The organism is Flavobacterium jejuense, assembly GCF_006491595.2.
Classification (GTDB): Bacteria; Bacteroidota; Bacteroidia; order Flavobacteriales; family Flavobacteriaceae; genus Flavobacterium; species Flavobacterium jejuense.
Genome location: NZ_VEVQ02000009.1, coordinates 44,044 through 56,959 on the forward strand (window position 1 = coordinate 44,044; position 12,916 = coordinate 56,959).

The window sequence follows — 12,916 nt, forward strand, 5'->3', positions numbered from 1 at the left end:
AGCTTTGAAATAGAAATTTTACAATAACTTTTGTTAGTCGAATTTTGTCTAATGATTGATATATTATTAGACAGTAATGGAGATTTAGATTTTAGTAATGGAGATCTAAACACAGGATTATCAGACAATCAACATCAAGAACATATCTTACTTGCAAACAAAGGAGAATTTAAAGAGTTTCCTGAACTTGGAGTAGGACTAGAAGGCATGTTAAACGATGATGATTATACCAGCTTCTTAATTGATATTAAGAAAAATCTTGAATATGATGGCATGAAAATTAACAACGTGAAATTTGAAGAAAACGGTAATTTAACAATAGATGGCTACTACAAATAAAAATAACATTCCAATAGTTGAAGAAAATGATGAAAAAGGCATCTCTACTGGAAGGTTAAAAAACACAGAGAGAGATAGAAAAATTCAAGATGCCCAATGTTTGTTTATTAGAGGTTATTCTTTACAGTCTATATCTGAAATGGAAACAATTAGAATAGGTGTAAAAACATTAAATTCTTGGCGTAAAAAATTCAATTGGGATGAAGAAAAGCAATTGCAAAATATATCTCCAAATGAAATAAAATCAATGATTCGTTCAAATATAGCAGCTATAAAATCAGGGAAATCAATGCCTTATAAACCTGATGATATTTCCAAATTAGCAGCTGCATGGGAAAGAATGGATGATAATAAGAAAAAAGCAGTCTATTCTATGGAAGCTTTTGATTCTTTTATTGATTGGTTTACTGATTTAGTTGCTAAATCTAAAGGACAGAAAAGAGATACTAATCTTGAATTACTTAAGAAAATTAGGCTTTTGCAGGACAACTATATAGAAACTCTAATTTAATGACAGCTACAGAATTTAAAACGGCATTAGAACGGTTCAAACTAAAATCTAAAATGATTAAAGAATTAACATATAATTCATTAATCAAAGAAAATAGTGATCAGCAAGAAGAAAGAATTAATTATTTACTTAAGCCTGAAAACTATATCAAGTTTTTTGATTATTATTTTGGAGTTGGTGTATCACATTCTCTAGCAGATGCTCCTTGCGCTGATTTTCATCAAAGTTCCTACGAAAAAGTCTTTGCAGATCCTTTTATAGTTCAAATGAGAAAGTGGTACAGGGGTTCTGCAAAATCTATTCATACAAATGTTGGAAATGTTTGTCACCTGAAAGAAAATAATGAGCTTTTCTTTGGTTTATTAGTTGGTAGGAATGGTGATTTTGCAAAAATATTACTGTCAGATTTACAAACTCATTTACAATATAATGAAAGGTATATTAAAGATTTTGGAATGCAAGTCAGTTATGGTAATTGGTCTGATGGTGAATTTGACACAAATGATGGTAGAAAATTTATAGCACTGGGATTAAATCAACCATTTAGAGGATTACGTTCAGGACCATATAGAATTGATTTTACTTCATTAGATGACTGTGAAGATAGAAAACAAGCTAAAAACCAAATTCTAACAAATGAGAATGTTGAAAAAATTACTGGAGATTTAGTAAAAGCTTTTCATTTAAGAAGAGGTCGTTTAATTGTTCCAAATAATTACATTATTAAAAATGGTATTCTGGATGGAATAAAAGAAGCTTTTAAAAAATCAAAACATTTCGATGAGATGGTAGTTAATTTATCAGATGCAAATGGTAATCCAACATGGTACCAGAGGTTATCAAGAAAAGATATAAAAAACATTAATAGTAAAACTGATTATTATACCTCACAACGTGAAGATTATAATAACCCCATTGAGAAAGGTAAATTATTTAAAGCTGACTGGTTAAAATTTGAAGCAGTTCCTAAAGAAATGATTTTTGATGGTGCAATTGCGCATTGGGATTTATCTTATACTAGAAATGGAGATTATAAAGCATGTGCTATTGTAGGTATAAAAAATGGTAAAATGTATTTATTAGATGTTTTTTGCCGACAATGTGATTTACCTGAAGCAATGGAATGGCATTTTTCCATGTTGAGAGAATATAATAAAAAAGGAATTTCAATACTATCTTTTTATGATGCATCTGTAGCTCAAGCTGCTGTATTTTTACCTTCATGGTTAGCTGCTGCAGAACGTGAAAAATATGCATCAGTGCCTTTGCCTAATCATACATCAACTGATAAACATTTAAGAATAGAAGCTACTTTAACTGATGTTTTTTTTAATAAGCTCTTAGTAATTGATAAAAAATTAAAAGATACTCATGATTGGGAAAAAGCATCAGAGCAAATTTTATCATTTGAAAAAGGAACTAAAGCTCATGATGATTTTCCAGATACTTTAGAAAATGCAGTAAGACTAGGTAGAACTTATTTTGGTTATTCAACCAGTCAAGATATATCTAGTAAACCATTTATTGGCAAACGTAAAACAACTAGAAGAGTATGACACCACGCAAAGAAATATACATAAAGTTAAAAGAAGCTTTAGCAACTATTCCAGAGATAGAGTTGATTGATTTAGAACGTGATCAGTTCAAACAACCTAAAGACAATTATCCTACTCAGTTTACTGCTGTATTAATTGATATTAAAGCCATAAGATGGGAAAGCATGGTAGAAAACAAGCAAGAAGGTAATTCTACTATCGATGTTACTCTTTACACTAAAGATGGATGGTTAGATCAACATGATGGAACTGCAGATGATGAACATGGATTAGTTGAAATTGATTTGCAAGATACAATTGTAGAAAAAATACAATTTTTAAAAGGCGATTACTTCAAACCTATAGAGTTGACAAATGAAGAATCTATAATGTTAGGTGAAGTTATGAGTTATAAATTGACTTTTTCAACTCTTGTTTATAGAAGAATTAATCCACTTTATACTAATCGAAAAGTAACCATTCAAACTCCTTAAATATGTTTTTAGAAAAAATCGAATTAACCACAAAAGCCACAGATGAAATAATCAACAAAATTGTAAATAATGATGATGCAATAGTTGAGGATATTATTCTTGAAAGCATAGATGTAGCTTCTACGTATTTATATCAATATTATGATACTGAAGTAATTTTTGCGAAAACAGGTGATGATCGAAATAGAACATTGATAAAACATATAAAAGCTATTGTCATTCATGAGATATATAAAAGGCGTAGCAAGATTATGAATGAAGTGGCAAAGGAAAGTTACGATGAAGCCATGTTATGGTTAGAAAAAGTATCTGAAGGAAAAATTAAACCTCCTTTACCTATTAGAATTATTGATAGTGATGGTGATGGAACTGCTGACACTCCTGCAAGTTTCTTAAAACTTGGATCTAACAAAAAATATACGAATCATTTCTAATGAATGATTTAAAAGCATTACAAGCTCTCTTGGATTTGGCAGCTAAAGAAATGCCTAAAAAAACGCTTACAATAATAGGAGTTGAAGGTAAAAACTTCATACAAAAGAATTTTAGAGATGAAGGATTTACAGACAATAATTTGCAAAAATGGGAGGAAAGAAAAACCGAAGATAAAAGAGGTCGTGATATTACCAGATACAGAACCAGTAGAAGAGGTAAGCAAGGCAATTTAAATAAATATGGTAGTTCCAATAAAGATAGAGCTATACTTACAGGGCATGGAACTGGAGGTAATAAATTAAGAAATTCCTACAGATATAGAATAAGTTTAGGAAGTGGTCAAGTATCTTTTTATACCTATAAAGAATATGCACAACGACACAATGAAGGTTTAGATGGAATGACAAAAAGACAATTTATAGGTAAGTCAGCCTATTTACATTCAAAAATTGCTAATAAAGTAACGAAAGAGTTAAATAAATTATTAAATAAATGAGTAAAAATATAAAGTCTATAAGAAGAGGTAAAAGTACTGTCAATTTCTCTGGCAATGTACTAGCTAAAAAAGCAAGTATTACTGATGTGAATGATATAAATCAAATCACAAACTTCATGGTTGATATTATCAGAAGGCAAAGAAGATTATGGAGAAAAGAAATTACAGACTGGCAGGCTGCACGATATGCTTATTATCAATCTGAAATACCTAAAAATTATCCAATGCAAGAACTGTATCAGGATATTATGCTTGATGGGCATCTAACTGGTATAACTGAAAATAGAACGCTTAGAACAACTAATAAAGATTATATTTTTACCATTGACGGTGTTAAAGATGATAAATTAACTGAGTTAATTAAGGACAAAGAGTGGTTTGAATATACTTTGCAAGAGGCTCATAAATCTACTTATTTGGGTGAAACATTCATCTGGCACAAGAAATTTGAAAAAGGTAATATTATTGAATCTGAAGTTATTGATCGAGGTCTGTATGTTCCTGGACAAAAAATGTTGCTTTTTGACATTAATGGTAATAAAGCTCTTGATGTTTCAGAAGTTAATGATGTTTTATTATATGCTAATTTTTACAGTAATATTGGCATCTTAGAGAAAGCAGCGGTTTATACAATTCTAAAAAGACACTCATGGGGTTCATGGGATGAATTCGAAGAATTGTTTGGAGTACCTATCCGAATTGCAAAAGTAGCTAGCCAAAGTGAAACGGTTAAAAATGAAGTGGCTGGATGGCTTGAGGAAATGGGTTCCGCACCTTATGGTGTTTTCCCAATGGGTACTGAAGTAGATATAAAAGAAACTACAAAAACCGATTCTTTCAATGTATTTTTCAAGAAAATTGAAGCTCTAGATAAAGAACTTTCAAAGTTGATTTTACATCAAACAATGACTACAGAGAATGGAGCATCGAAAGCTCAGGGAAATGTGCATGAAAACACATTAGGTGAAGTAGTTTTTTCAGATGAAAAGAAAATGCTTTCATTTCTTAATAATCAAGTAGTTCCTTCAATGCGTTTGCTAGGTTATAAAATTCCTGATAATGCAAAGATAGCGGTTGAAAAAACTATTGAACCTGAAAAACAAATCAAGATTGATACTGAACTTATTACTGGAGGTTACATTTTAAAGCAAGATTATATTGAGCAAACTTATGGTGTTGAAATTGAAAGTATGCCAGTTGCAGGACAAACACCTACTGAAAAACCTACTAATTCAAAAAAGCCTTAAGCCTACTTAAATTATATTATCGTACTCATTGCTGTAACGAAAAGCCTGAAGCTATAAAATTGAGTAAAGAAGATGATGATTTAAGTAGGCTAATTGAAAGCTATACAAGACAGTTATTTGATGATAGAAATGTATCTGAAGCTAACAGGGAGAAACTTTGGCAATACTACTATAATCATTTATCTAAAGGTTTAAATATTGGTTACAATGCATCCTCAAAATTTTATGATGAAGATTTAGCCAATTCACTAAAATATAACATTGCTCAATTTTCAGCATTTAAAGAAACTAGTTTTCGCAAGCAGTTAGAAGATGCATTGGTACAAGATGGAAAAGTTTTATCCTGGTCTCAATTTAAAGAAGTAGCTACAGCTCTTAATGTAGATTATAATTTAAGATGGCTTAGAACCGAATATGATCACACCATTGCAACGGCTAATATGGTTGAGCAATGGAAACAATTTGAAGCCGATGCAGATCTATATCCTAACCTAAAATATGTAACGGTTGGTGATGCAAGAGTAAGAGATCAACACAAAGCGTGGGATGGATTAGTTTTGCCTATTAATCATCTTTTTTGGAAAACACATTTAACACCTAATGATTGGGGCTGTCGTTGTAATATTGAACAAACTGATGAAGAGGTAAGCGATACTATTCCAGAACTTAAACTAAAAAGTGAGTTTGAAAACAATGCTGCATTAACTGGAAAGATATTTAATAAAAATGCTTATGAAAATGATTTAACTGATTTAGATATTAAAAGTGCGAATTCAACCGCTAATTTATATAACAAAGAAGCAAGAAAATTAAAAGACAATGAAATAAAAGAATGGGTACAAAAAGAGATACCACAAGGAGGAAAAACAATTAGTTTAAGTAATTTTAAAACTGGTGCTGCTACTTTATATAGAAAAAACATTAAATCAATTTCAGATCACTTTACAAATCCTATTTTAAAGGATATGGCTAAAGATATTATTTCTATTTGTGAAAGTGCTAGTTTCAAAAGTACTGCTAATTTAGAAGAGTCTTTAATTGCAAAAACATCACAAAATTTAGCTAAGAAAAAAGCAAGAGGTGTAACCGATTTTAATTATTATGAATTTACCTATAATGGTGAATTATATCGATTAAATGTAGAAGTTATTGATGGAAAAGAATATCCTTTTAGTATTAATAAAATAACAAATGCTGAATAATCTACTAAAGAAGGTACAACCCTTCCCGTTTCATATTCAGCATTTATCATTACAAATGTAGTAAAAAAAATTATAATAGCTTTAATTGACTCGTTTTTTGTTTCTTAACGTTATCTGCATAAATGCCTTCATAAGATATAATTGCATCAACCGTTCTACTAGACAAAAAAAATTTTGAGGCTACCTCTTCAATTACAGCCGATATTTTCCACTTCGGATTCTTCTCCAGAGTAGAATAGAAAAACTTTCTAACAGCTTCATTTCTATTGGTTAGTCGTTCTGATTTTGTCATTAAACAAAAGTAATAACATTTATTTTTTTGTGCAATAGCAGTTAAGCCATAAAAAAAGCTCACTATTTAGTGAGCTTTCCTTTATTCATTTACATAATGTTTTGTAATTATTATGGTTTCATCCTTTAAATTGTAATTGGCTAAACAAGTACTTTGAACTTTTGCTCCAAAAGAATTAGAAGCTCTGTAACCTATTAAAAGTTTTACAACATCTAGAGTGTCTTTTTTATCCCATGTTCGCTCTACCATTTCATAACTTGAATGATCTTTCAAGTCCTTTTTAATCATATCCTTTAATTGTGATAAAGCATAATCTATTTTTTGTTCTCTTACTTTATTAATACTATCCTTTTGTTCTTTAAGAATTTCAGCTTCTGTTTTTGGCTTTTCTTCAAATTTGCAAGCAACTGTAGTTAACAATAGTACTAATCCTAAAATAATTTTTTTCATGTTTAAATGGGTTTTAAATGTTAATTAAAAAAAGTGAGAGTGTACAAAGCTCTCACTTTTTCCTGTCTAATTTCTAACAATAAAATCAATGAATGATTTTTTCTTTGAATTACAAATATATACTAACTTTTTTTATTTTTATCTAACAGATGCATAATATTTGAAGCAGCCATACCTATAAAATAGAATGCGTTAGCACCATCTTTTGAAGAGATAAAAAATATATTTTCATTTTCTTCTATTCCTTTAAAGTCAACCTTACAGTTATATTTTGTAAACTTAGAAAGACTACTTTCTAATATATATATAACCTGATTTGGATCTATCTCTAAAGGAAATGTTACTTCTATTGTATCCATATTAATATTTTAGATCAGTCCAGTGAATTATTTTACCAGAGAAGCATTTATCTTCATTAGCTTGTATTTTTTCATAGAAGTAATTAAAAAAATCTTCATAACTATTAAATTCATCATTTAAAGCTAATTGTTCTTTTTCTTGATAATATAAATATTTTTGTCCTACTGTAATTTCAATTATGTCTGAATGAGCGTAAGTCATAAATATTCTTTGTGTACTTACAACTGGTATTTTAGGAGCAAAACGAAACATGTTTTTTTTACGAACATTAATAAAAAAGTCGATGTTTACACCTGATTTCCAACGGTTATTATTATCTTCTCTGATGGTGTGAAGTTTTGGTTTTAAAAAAGCACAATGATCTATTAATGATGTGTAATTTAAGTATGATCCAATTTTTACAAAAGGCTCTATATATTGTGATACTAGTTGACCATAGTATTCATCCTCATAACCTTTTATTTCAGCTTCTATTATTATTGAGTTTAAAATCTTCTCAACAAAGTAAGTTTCTTTGCCATTTAGTTTAGTTGAAAAAGATAATATCATAAAATCTCGATTTAATTATTAATAGAAAAAGTATATAAGCTACTACAAGTCCTGTAATACATCCTGCAATATATATACTAATTTGATTAGCTCTGTGTTGTTCTTTTTTAATTTGTTTCATTGTTTTCATGCTACTAATTTTTTATATAGTGAATTGTAATTATCTTCTACCAAAGCTTTTGCTTGGTTTACTTCGACTGCATTGCCTATTTGTTTTTTTTGTTCTTTTTGATTACCTATTAAAATATAATTGTCTGGAAAGCCTTGTATTTTTTTTAGTTCTGGAATAACTAACATTCTAAGTTTTATATCAGAAATATTATGTTTTAACATAAATTTCTTTAATTCAATTGTGTTTTCACAATCAACATCATATATAGGTGCTTGTAAGTTTCCTTTTTCTGAAGTAATAAGATATAAAGGTGCTTTATCCTGTCGTGCTACAATTGTGCAACATGGTTTATTGATACTTCCACTATTTCCAAACCAAGAAGGATTCAATATAAATGCATCAATCTTTGCAATCCTATCATTTGTTGTTATTGTTGGTGATGGACTGTCTATTGAATGTAATCCACTCTTTCCATAGTACGTATTTAAGTGAGTTGTAACAACTGCAAATCTATTATTTGTAGTTACAGTTCCTATTGGCTCATTAAACGATTTTACCCTTTGAAAATCATTACCTGAATTATATTGTTTGGTAAAACCATTTTCACCTTTAGCAATAAACTTTTTGCATCCAGCTAGGATTCTTTTAATTGTGTTTGTGGACAAAGGTTTTTTTCTTTGAAAAATACTTTTCCCTTCAATATTAAAATCTAATGCTTTTTTTACAGGATTCCATTTTATTAAACCATCATTACAAGATTCTGAATGTGTTGGTTTTGCCCATGAAATACCTAAATCAGGCTTAGCAAATTGGATAAATAATCTTTTTCTTTTTTGACATGCTCCAAAATCGGCAGCATTTAGTATTTTTTTTTCGGAGATATAACCAAATGATTCTACTTTTTCCATCCACTTAACAAAATCTCTACCTGCTAGTTTTGAAATTGGTTTTTTATTTTCACAAAGAGGACCCCAACTCATAAACTCCCTTACATTTTCAACCCAAAAATAATTAGGATTGATTGCCTCAAGATACATATACATGTGTTCTGCTAGAGATCTACTATCTGCATCTCTTTGTTGACCTCCTTTTGCGTTAGAAAAATTGGTGCATTCCAATGATGCCCATAAATTAATTATACAATTAGGTTGTTTTAAACGTAATTCCTGAACTATTTTTTTTAGTTTAGCAACTACTTTAAAATCTCTTATATCTTCAGTAAAGTGAAGAGCATTTGGATGGTTAGCCTTATGAGATGCAATTGCATTTACATCATGGTTAACACAAGCTAATACTTCAGTATTAGTATTTGAAAAGTGAATACCTGATGATGTGCCACCAGCTCCACAAAATAAATCTATCCAGTATATTTTCATTTTCTTAATTCTTTTGTTTCAGTTATACATTTATTCCAAAAAGTCTCAATTTCTTCCCAACTGTAACCTTTTTCTAAAAGAGTATCATTTACTTTTTTTACTCTTTCTCTGTCTTTATCAGTTACTTTGCGTTTTTCCAATCGTCTTCAAAATATCGTTGATTAATAAATGTTGATAGATGACATTTTGCAATCCCTTTTCGTTGCACATATCTATCATATGGCGATGCAGTTAAAAAGCATTTAATTATGTCAGATTCTTTTAACTTATTATATGCCTTTTCGGCTTGAACCTTTTTTACTTTCACATCATGCAAGTTCCAAAGTGCATTAAATGATATATCTGGTAATTCTATTGTTATTTCGAAGTTATCTTTTAGTTTACTTTGCCATACTTTTATTGTGCTTTCAACTATTGGGAAATGTCCTTCTTGAAATTTATCTTGTTTTTTTCCTCCAAATAGCCAGAGAACTTGTGATGCATTTAATTCTCCTTCTAATATTTCAAAGCTTTTAAACGAACCGTTTAAATGGTATTTAAACCGCCATACATAGCCGTTTAATTTACTTCTGATTATATAGGTTGTTTCTTGGTTCATAACTAATCCCATTCAGTTGATCCTAGAATACAGAAATAATCACCACTTGCTAAATCATAGAGTGAAAATTCTTTAACATCATTAGGTATTTTTTCATTGTAATCAGGATTAACTATTTTTATGTTTTTTGCTTCAGTTTCAGAAACATTACTAATACATTCTATTTTGTTAAATTCATCTTGACCATATTCTGAAGTATATTCTTCAAATAAATTTGCCCATCCTTTTGCTTGAGCATATTCTATTTTGTCGGAAAATTTTATTTTGAAAATCATAATAGTTTTTGATTTAAGATGTTAATAACTGATTGAATTAATGTCTTTTGATATTCATTATTATTTAGATTATTCAATACTTTAAGTGCTTGATATAATCCCCAAGCTTCATAATACTTGAAAGTTATTTTATGCTGTTTTTTATAATCTAAAATTGAAACTTGCTTTACTATTTTTTTACAACGTGTATCAATTTTATCAGCTAGATCCAATGCAATAGATTTGACTAACTTTCCATGCTCGTTGACTGGTATATTATTGTTATATAGTTCTTGCAATAACTTGTTGCAAGCTATGAGAGTATCGTTATTTAGTTTTAGGTCTATTTTCATTTTTTTTCTTTATTTAGGTATAGTTCTGTTTTTTGGTAGACTAAGCAAGACCACCAACCAATAGCTAATGAGCATTTGCAGAAATCTATATTAACAGCCTTACAAATAAGATGACATATTATTACGAAGAAAACTGGTACTGATATTTTAATTAAAAATTTCATAAAGTTGATATTAAATGTTTTATTTGGTCACCTAATTTTTCATCATGTGTTTTCTCTCTTGCAAAAAATTCTACTGTTACTAAATAGTACTCTGGAAGAATTTGTGTGTAACTAGTAAAATTCCCATTAGTTAAAGTATCAACAACTAAATCATTTTCAAGAATGTAGTTATATGTGAAATTTATAATTTCTGATCTATAAAGTATTTTTGTATGTTTTATTTGAAAAACAAATTTTTTTACATTTTTACTCATAAACACTCGATTTTAGGTTTTGTTAAAACTTTATCACAATCATCGCATTTTAGTACTGTAGTTTCACAATTAGCAGCTGCAGCAATAACTACTATTGATGTGTCTGTATGATTACAACCTTTGCACTCATCTGAATTGCAGTAATCTTTCTCATTTCTAATACAATAACCATCTGATGTATGTTTACATGGTTTCATATTAGTTTGCTTTACCTACACACCATATATCGCAATATTGTGGATCTGAACATTTGCAATTAGGAATTTTAGTTTTTTGGTAATCGTTGAGCATTTTAGTCATTTCCTTATCTTTATTTGACTGCATTAGTTTAGCAGTTAAATACTGTTTAAACATCGTGTAAGAAATGTTTAAACCAAATACTGCAAACATTAAAATGATGCTTGAAAGTTTATAGTCTTCTACTATTATAAAGAAGTAGATTGCAATGGCATATACTATATATACCAAAACCGTTAGTGTGTTAATTGTTCTCATTTGTATCTATTTTATAATTTTTTATATATTCTAAAAGATCTCTTTCTGTTTTTTTTATAACCTTATGTAATTGAACTCTTTTAGACATTTGTTGTCTAGTTTTCTTTAACCTCATTTGTATTTACTTTTAACTATACCATTTAAGGCACTTATTATTTTTTCAACTTCTAATGGTTCCATCTTTTGGAGTGGTTTTTTTACTGGAGATGTATTGCTCTTTAAAAACTTATCTAGTTGATCCATATCTGCAACTTCACCATGTTTAGCATTAGGCTTTGTCCATTGAGCCTGTCTCATTAATGAAAGAATGGTTTTGTGCTTTGGGTTTTTTATGTCGAAAACAGCCCAGTATTCTGCTTTGTGTGCCTTTTGACCTAGTTGTTCTAATATTATATTAGCCTGGTCAAATGTGAGGTCGTTTGTTGATGTCTTTTTAACATCTGCTGTAGCCCATTGTACCCACTCTTCCTTTGTGTCTTTATTGGGTGAATGAATGGCTATTGCTCGTTTTTGTTCTTTAGTTGCATTCATGATTTTCAAAATGATTTAATAAATGTTTTTTAGCATAAACACCTCCTGAAAAATTTTCATACTTTTTTGTTACAAATTCTTTTCCACAGATTGAACATTTAACTTTCTTTCTATTTATATCCATTGGAATATCAATTGCTTCTCTTTTCATAATTATGTTTTAAATTTGCTCCCTAGATGGGAATCGAACCCATCTAGTAAACCGTTAGGGAATTAAGTTTTTACCACCAACCACAATCTGGAACTTGAACTACACTATTTGCAGAATATATAGATATGCTATGGTCGCATCCATAAACTACATTATATTGTAGTCCGTTTGAACATTTTACCCTCCATATACCTACTCCTGGATCTTCTCCTGGTGCTTGATAAAAACCAATAGTATTACATTTGGTTCTACAGGTGCTACACTCATTACCTTGAATTTGTTCTAATACAACAGAAGATATACTTTGATAATTTTCATCTTCTATTAATTCTGCATTTACTGGTTCAGAAGTAATTTGATATTCTCCATTTAAAAAAATGATTGAATAATCAGAGCCTTTTGATGCTTGTGAATTTTTTTGTAATTCTAAACTTTCAACTTGCGTACTTTCACTCTCAGTTGAACAAGAGCTAAACACCATCATCCCGATGATGCTCATAAAGAAAATTGATTTAATCAACTTCATTTTGTTTTAATTCTTTGATTTTGTCATTTATTGATTCATCGTTTGCTCCACGCTTGTATAAATATTCTTGAATAGCTTCTAGCTTTATGAGTTCTAGTTCTTTATCTGTCATAGTCTGGAGTAAAATTTATCGTTTGATTGTTGCCGTTTTAATTCATTTCTAAAAGCGACATGTTCACTTTCTGTAAGCTC

The 12,916-nt window shown here is 29.4% G+C and carries 25 protein-coding genes; 8 read left to right on the forward strand and 17 right to left on the reverse strand.

Going from position 1 to position 12,916, the window contains the following annotated elements; genetic code table 11:
- The first annotated feature begins 51 nt into the window (after nucleotides 1-51).
- The 8 genes from FIA58_RS13860 to FIA58_RS13895 are packed head-to-tail and all read left to right on the forward strand — an operon-like array spanning nucleotide 52 to nucleotide 6,259.
- Nucleotides 52-339, forward strand: a complete 288-nt coding sequence (locus FIA58_RS13860) for an oxidase (protein WP_140963087.1) — start codon at nucleotides 52-54, stop codon at nucleotides 337-339.
- The gene (locus FIA58_RS13865; RefSeq protein WP_140963088.1) at nucleotides 323-850 is read left to right on the forward strand and encodes a terminase gpP N-terminus-related DNA-binding protein; all 528 of its coding nucleotides are present in this window, start codon (nucleotides 323-325) and stop codon (nucleotides 848-850) included. Before FIA58_RS13860 ends, FIA58_RS13865 begins: the two co-directional genes overlap by 17 nt.
- Complete coding sequence (locus FIA58_RS13870; RefSeq protein ID WP_140963089.1) at nucleotides 850-2,406, forward strand: hypothetical protein; 1,557 nt, start codon at nucleotides 850-852, stop codon at nucleotides 2,404-2,406. Before FIA58_RS13865 ends, FIA58_RS13870 begins: the two co-directional genes overlap by 1 nt.
- Nucleotides 2,403-2,879, forward strand: coding sequence for a hypothetical protein (locus tag FIA58_RS13875; RefSeq protein WP_140963090.1), 477 nt, complete (start codon nucleotides 2,403-2,405; stop codon nucleotides 2,877-2,879). The genes FIA58_RS13870 and FIA58_RS13875 overlap by 4 nt, the downstream gene beginning before the upstream one ends.
- A gap of 2 nt (nucleotides 2,880-2,881) precedes the next feature.
- Nucleotides 2,882-3,313 (forward strand): phage protein Gp36 family protein, encoded by a 432-nt coding sequence (locus FIA58_RS13880; protein WP_140963091.1) that lies wholly within the window; start codon nucleotides 2,882-2,884, stop codon nucleotides 3,311-3,313.
- Nucleotides 3,313-3,810 carry a phage morphogenesis protein gene (locus tag FIA58_RS13885; RefSeq protein ID WP_140963092.1) on the forward strand — a complete coding sequence of 166 codons (498 nt, stop codon included), beginning with the start codon at nucleotides 3,313-3,315 and terminating at the stop codon, nucleotides 3,808-3,810. The genes FIA58_RS13880 and FIA58_RS13885 overlap by 1 nt, the downstream gene beginning before the upstream one ends.
- A complete protein-coding gene (locus FIA58_RS13890; RefSeq protein WP_140963093.1) occupies nucleotides 3,807-5,057 on the forward strand; it encodes a phage portal protein family protein in 1,251 nt (416 codons plus the stop codon). The genes FIA58_RS13885 and FIA58_RS13890 overlap by 4 nt, the downstream gene beginning before the upstream one ends.
- 59 nt (nucleotides 5,058-5,116) lie before the next feature.
- Entirely contained in the window at nucleotides 5,117-6,259 is a 1,143-nt protein-coding gene (locus FIA58_RS13895; protein ID WP_165928925.1) for a phage head morphogenesis protein, read from the forward strand.
- A 70-nt stretch (nucleotides 6,260-6,329) separates the two neighbouring features.
- On the opposite strand, the gene FIA58_RS13900 is transcribed toward FIA58_RS13895, so the two are convergent.
- The 17 genes from FIA58_RS13900 to FIA58_RS21660 form a co-directional block, all read right to left on the reverse strand.
- Complete coding sequence (locus tag FIA58_RS13900; RefSeq protein WP_140963095.1) at nucleotides 6,330-6,551, reverse strand: hypothetical protein; 222 nt, start codon at nucleotides 6,549-6,551, stop codon at nucleotides 6,330-6,332.
- 81 nt (nucleotides 6,552-6,632) lie between these two features.
- Nucleotides 6,633-7,001 carry a hypothetical protein gene (locus tag FIA58_RS13905; RefSeq protein WP_140963096.1) on the reverse strand — a complete coding sequence of 123 codons (369 nt, stop codon included), beginning with the start codon at nucleotides 6,999-7,001 and terminating at the stop codon, nucleotides 6,633-6,635.
- 122 nt (nucleotides 7,002-7,123) lie between these two features.
- A complete protein-coding gene (locus tag FIA58_RS13910; protein WP_140963097.1) occupies nucleotides 7,124-7,360 on the reverse strand; it encodes a hypothetical protein in 237 nt (78 codons plus the stop codon).
- A gap of 1 nt (nucleotide 7,361) precedes the next feature.
- Nucleotides 7,362-7,910 carry a hypothetical protein gene (locus FIA58_RS13915; RefSeq protein ID WP_140963098.1) on the reverse strand — a complete coding sequence of 183 codons (549 nt, stop codon included), beginning with the start codon at nucleotides 7,908-7,910 and terminating at the stop codon, nucleotides 7,362-7,364.
- The gene (locus tag FIA58_RS13920) at nucleotides 7,888-8,040 is read right to left on the reverse strand and encodes a hypothetical protein (RefSeq protein ID WP_165928926.1); all 153 of its coding nucleotides are present in this window, start codon (nucleotides 8,038-8,040) and stop codon (nucleotides 7,888-7,890) included. Before FIA58_RS13920 ends, FIA58_RS13915 begins: the two co-directional genes overlap by 23 nt.
- Entirely contained in the window at nucleotides 8,037-9,398 is a 1,362-nt protein-coding gene (locus FIA58_RS13925; RefSeq protein ID WP_208022810.1) for a DNA cytosine methyltransferase, read from the reverse strand. Before FIA58_RS13925 ends, FIA58_RS13920 begins: the two co-directional genes overlap by 4 nt.
- Nucleotides 9,395-9,538, reverse strand: a complete 144-nt coding sequence (locus tag FIA58_RS13930) for a hypothetical protein (protein WP_165928927.1) — start codon at nucleotides 9,536-9,538, stop codon at nucleotides 9,395-9,397. Before FIA58_RS13930 ends, FIA58_RS13925 begins: the two co-directional genes overlap by 4 nt.
- Nucleotides 9,520-9,996 (reverse strand): hypothetical protein, encoded by a 477-nt coding sequence (locus FIA58_RS13935; protein WP_140963100.1) that lies wholly within the window; start codon nucleotides 9,994-9,996, stop codon nucleotides 9,520-9,522. The genes FIA58_RS13930 and FIA58_RS13935 overlap by 19 nt, the downstream gene beginning before the upstream one ends.
- 2 nt (nucleotides 9,997-9,998) lie before the next feature.
- Complete coding sequence (locus tag FIA58_RS13940; RefSeq protein WP_140963101.1) at nucleotides 9,999-10,271, reverse strand: hypothetical protein; 273 nt, start codon at nucleotides 10,269-10,271, stop codon at nucleotides 9,999-10,001.
- A complete protein-coding gene (locus FIA58_RS13945) occupies nucleotides 10,268-10,603 on the reverse strand; it encodes a hypothetical protein (protein ID WP_140963102.1) in 336 nt (111 codons plus the stop codon). Before FIA58_RS13945 ends, FIA58_RS13940 begins: the two co-directional genes overlap by 4 nt.
- Nucleotides 10,604-10,763: 160 nt before the next feature.
- Nucleotides 10,764-11,021 carry a hypothetical protein gene (locus FIA58_RS13950; protein WP_140963103.1) on the reverse strand — a complete coding sequence of 86 codons (258 nt, stop codon included), beginning with the start codon at nucleotides 11,019-11,021 and terminating at the stop codon, nucleotides 10,764-10,766.
- Nucleotides 11,018-11,218, reverse strand: a complete 201-nt coding sequence (locus FIA58_RS13955) for a hypothetical protein (RefSeq protein ID WP_140963104.1) — start codon at nucleotides 11,216-11,218, stop codon at nucleotides 11,018-11,020. Before FIA58_RS13955 ends, FIA58_RS13950 begins: the two co-directional genes overlap by 4 nt.
- A 1-nt stretch (nucleotide 11,219) precedes the next feature.
- Nucleotides 11,220-11,516 (reverse strand): hypothetical protein, encoded by a 297-nt coding sequence (locus tag FIA58_RS13960; RefSeq protein ID WP_140963105.1) that lies wholly within the window; start codon nucleotides 11,514-11,516, stop codon nucleotides 11,220-11,222.
- A 111-nt stretch (nucleotides 11,517-11,627) separates the two neighbouring features.
- Entirely contained in the window at nucleotides 11,628-12,047 is a 420-nt protein-coding gene (locus FIA58_RS13965) for a hypothetical protein (protein WP_140963106.1), read from the reverse strand.
- Complete coding sequence (locus FIA58_RS13970) at nucleotides 12,034-12,198, reverse strand: hypothetical protein (RefSeq protein ID WP_165928928.1); 165 nt, start codon at nucleotides 12,196-12,198, stop codon at nucleotides 12,034-12,036. Before FIA58_RS13970 ends, FIA58_RS13965 begins: the two co-directional genes overlap by 14 nt.
- A 70-nt stretch (nucleotides 12,199-12,268) precedes the next feature.
- Nucleotides 12,269-12,724: a hypothetical protein gene (locus FIA58_RS13975; protein WP_165928929.1), complete on the reverse strand. Its 456-nt coding sequence runs from the start codon at nucleotides 12,722-12,724 to the stop codon at nucleotides 12,269-12,271.
- Nucleotides 12,711-12,836, reverse strand: coding sequence for a hypothetical protein (locus tag FIA58_RS21660; RefSeq protein ID WP_262887684.1), 126 nt, complete (start codon nucleotides 12,834-12,836; stop codon nucleotides 12,711-12,713). Before FIA58_RS21660 ends, FIA58_RS13975 begins: the two co-directional genes overlap by 14 nt.
- Between the last annotated feature and the right edge of the window lie 80 nt (nucleotides 12,837-12,916).

What these genes read in the sequence shown, in the direction of transcription:
- FIA58_RS13860 (WP_140963087.1), top strand. Translation starts at nt 52, where the DNA reads ATGATTGATATATTATTAGACAGTAATGGAGATTTAGATTTTAGTAAT.
- FIA58_RS13865 (WP_140963088.1), top strand. Translation starts at nt 323, where the DNA reads ATGGCTACTACAAATAAAAATAACATTCCAATAGTTGAAGAAAATGAT.
- FIA58_RS13870 (WP_140963089.1), top strand. Translation starts at nt 850, where the DNA reads ATGACAGCTACAGAATTTAAAACGGCATTAGAACGGTTCAAACTAAAA.
- FIA58_RS13875 (WP_140963090.1), top strand. Translation starts at nt 2,403, where the DNA reads ATGACACCACGCAAAGAAATATACATAAAGTTAAAAGAAGCTTTAGCA.
- FIA58_RS13880 (WP_140963091.1), top strand. Translation starts at nt 2,882, where the DNA reads ATGTTTTTAGAAAAAATCGAATTAACCACAAAAGCCACAGATGAAATA.
- FIA58_RS13885 (WP_140963092.1), top strand. Translation starts at nt 3,313, where the DNA reads ATGAATGATTTAAAAGCATTACAAGCTCTCTTGGATTTGGCAGCTAAA.
- FIA58_RS13890 (WP_140963093.1), top strand. Translation starts at nt 3,807, where the DNA reads ATGAGTAAAAATATAAAGTCTATAAGAAGAGGTAAAAGTACTGTCAAT.
- FIA58_RS13900 (WP_140963095.1), bottom strand. Translation starts at nt 6,551, where the DNA reads ATGACAAAATCAGAACGACTAACCAATAGAAATGAAGCTGTTAGAAAG.
- FIA58_RS13905 (WP_140963096.1), bottom strand. Translation starts at nt 7,001, where the DNA reads ATGAAAAAAATTATTTTAGGATTAGTACTATTGTTAACTACAGTTGCT.
- FIA58_RS13910 (WP_140963097.1), bottom strand. Translation starts at nt 7,360, where the DNA reads ATGGATACAATAGAAGTAACATTTCCTTTAGAGATAGATCCAAATCAG.
- FIA58_RS13915 (WP_140963098.1), bottom strand. Translation starts at nt 7,910, where the DNA reads ATGATATTATCTTTTTCAACTAAACTAAATGGCAAAGAAACTTACTTT.
- FIA58_RS13920 (WP_165928926.1), bottom strand. Translation starts at nt 8,040, where the DNA reads ATGAAAACAATGAAACAAATTAAAAAAGAACAACACAGAGCTAATCAA.
- FIA58_RS13925 (WP_208022810.1), bottom strand. Translation starts at nt 9,398, where the DNA reads ATGAAAATATACTGGATAGATTTATTTTGTGGAGCTGGTGGCACATCA.
- FIA58_RS13935 (WP_140963100.1), bottom strand. Translation starts at nt 9,996, where the DNA reads ATGAACCAAGAAACAACCTATATAATCAGAAGTAAATTAAACGGCTAT.
- FIA58_RS13940 (WP_140963101.1), bottom strand. Translation starts at nt 10,271, where the DNA reads ATGATTTTCAAAATAAAATTTTCCGACAAAATAGAATATGCTCAAGCA.
- FIA58_RS13945 (WP_140963102.1), bottom strand. Translation starts at nt 10,603, where the DNA reads ATGAAAATAGACCTAAAACTAAATAACGATACTCTCATAGCTTGCAAC.
- FIA58_RS13950 (WP_140963103.1), bottom strand. Translation starts at nt 11,021, where the DNA reads ATGAGTAAAAATGTAAAAAAATTTGTTTTTCAAATAAAACATACAAAA.
- FIA58_RS13955 (WP_140963104.1), bottom strand. Translation starts at nt 11,218, where the DNA reads ATGAAACCATGTAAACATACATCAGATGGTTATTGTATTAGAAATGAG.
- FIA58_RS13960 (WP_140963105.1), bottom strand. Translation starts at nt 11,516, where the DNA reads ATGAGAACAATTAACACACTAACGGTTTTGGTATATATAGTATATGCC.
- FIA58_RS13965 (WP_140963106.1), bottom strand. Translation starts at nt 12,047, where the DNA reads ATGAATGCAACTAAAGAACAAAAACGAGCAATAGCCATTCATTCACCC.
- FIA58_RS13970 (WP_165928928.1), bottom strand. Translation starts at nt 12,198, where the DNA reads ATGAAAAGAGAAGCAATTGATATTCCAATGGATATAAATAGAAAGAAA.
- FIA58_RS13975 (WP_165928929.1), bottom strand. Translation starts at nt 12,724, where the DNA reads ATGAAGTTGATTAAATCAATTTTCTTTATGAGCATCATCGGGATGATG.
- FIA58_RS21660 (WP_262887684.1), bottom strand. Translation starts at nt 12,836, where the DNA reads ATGACAGATAAAGAACTAGAACTCATAAAGCTAGAAGCTATTCAAGAA.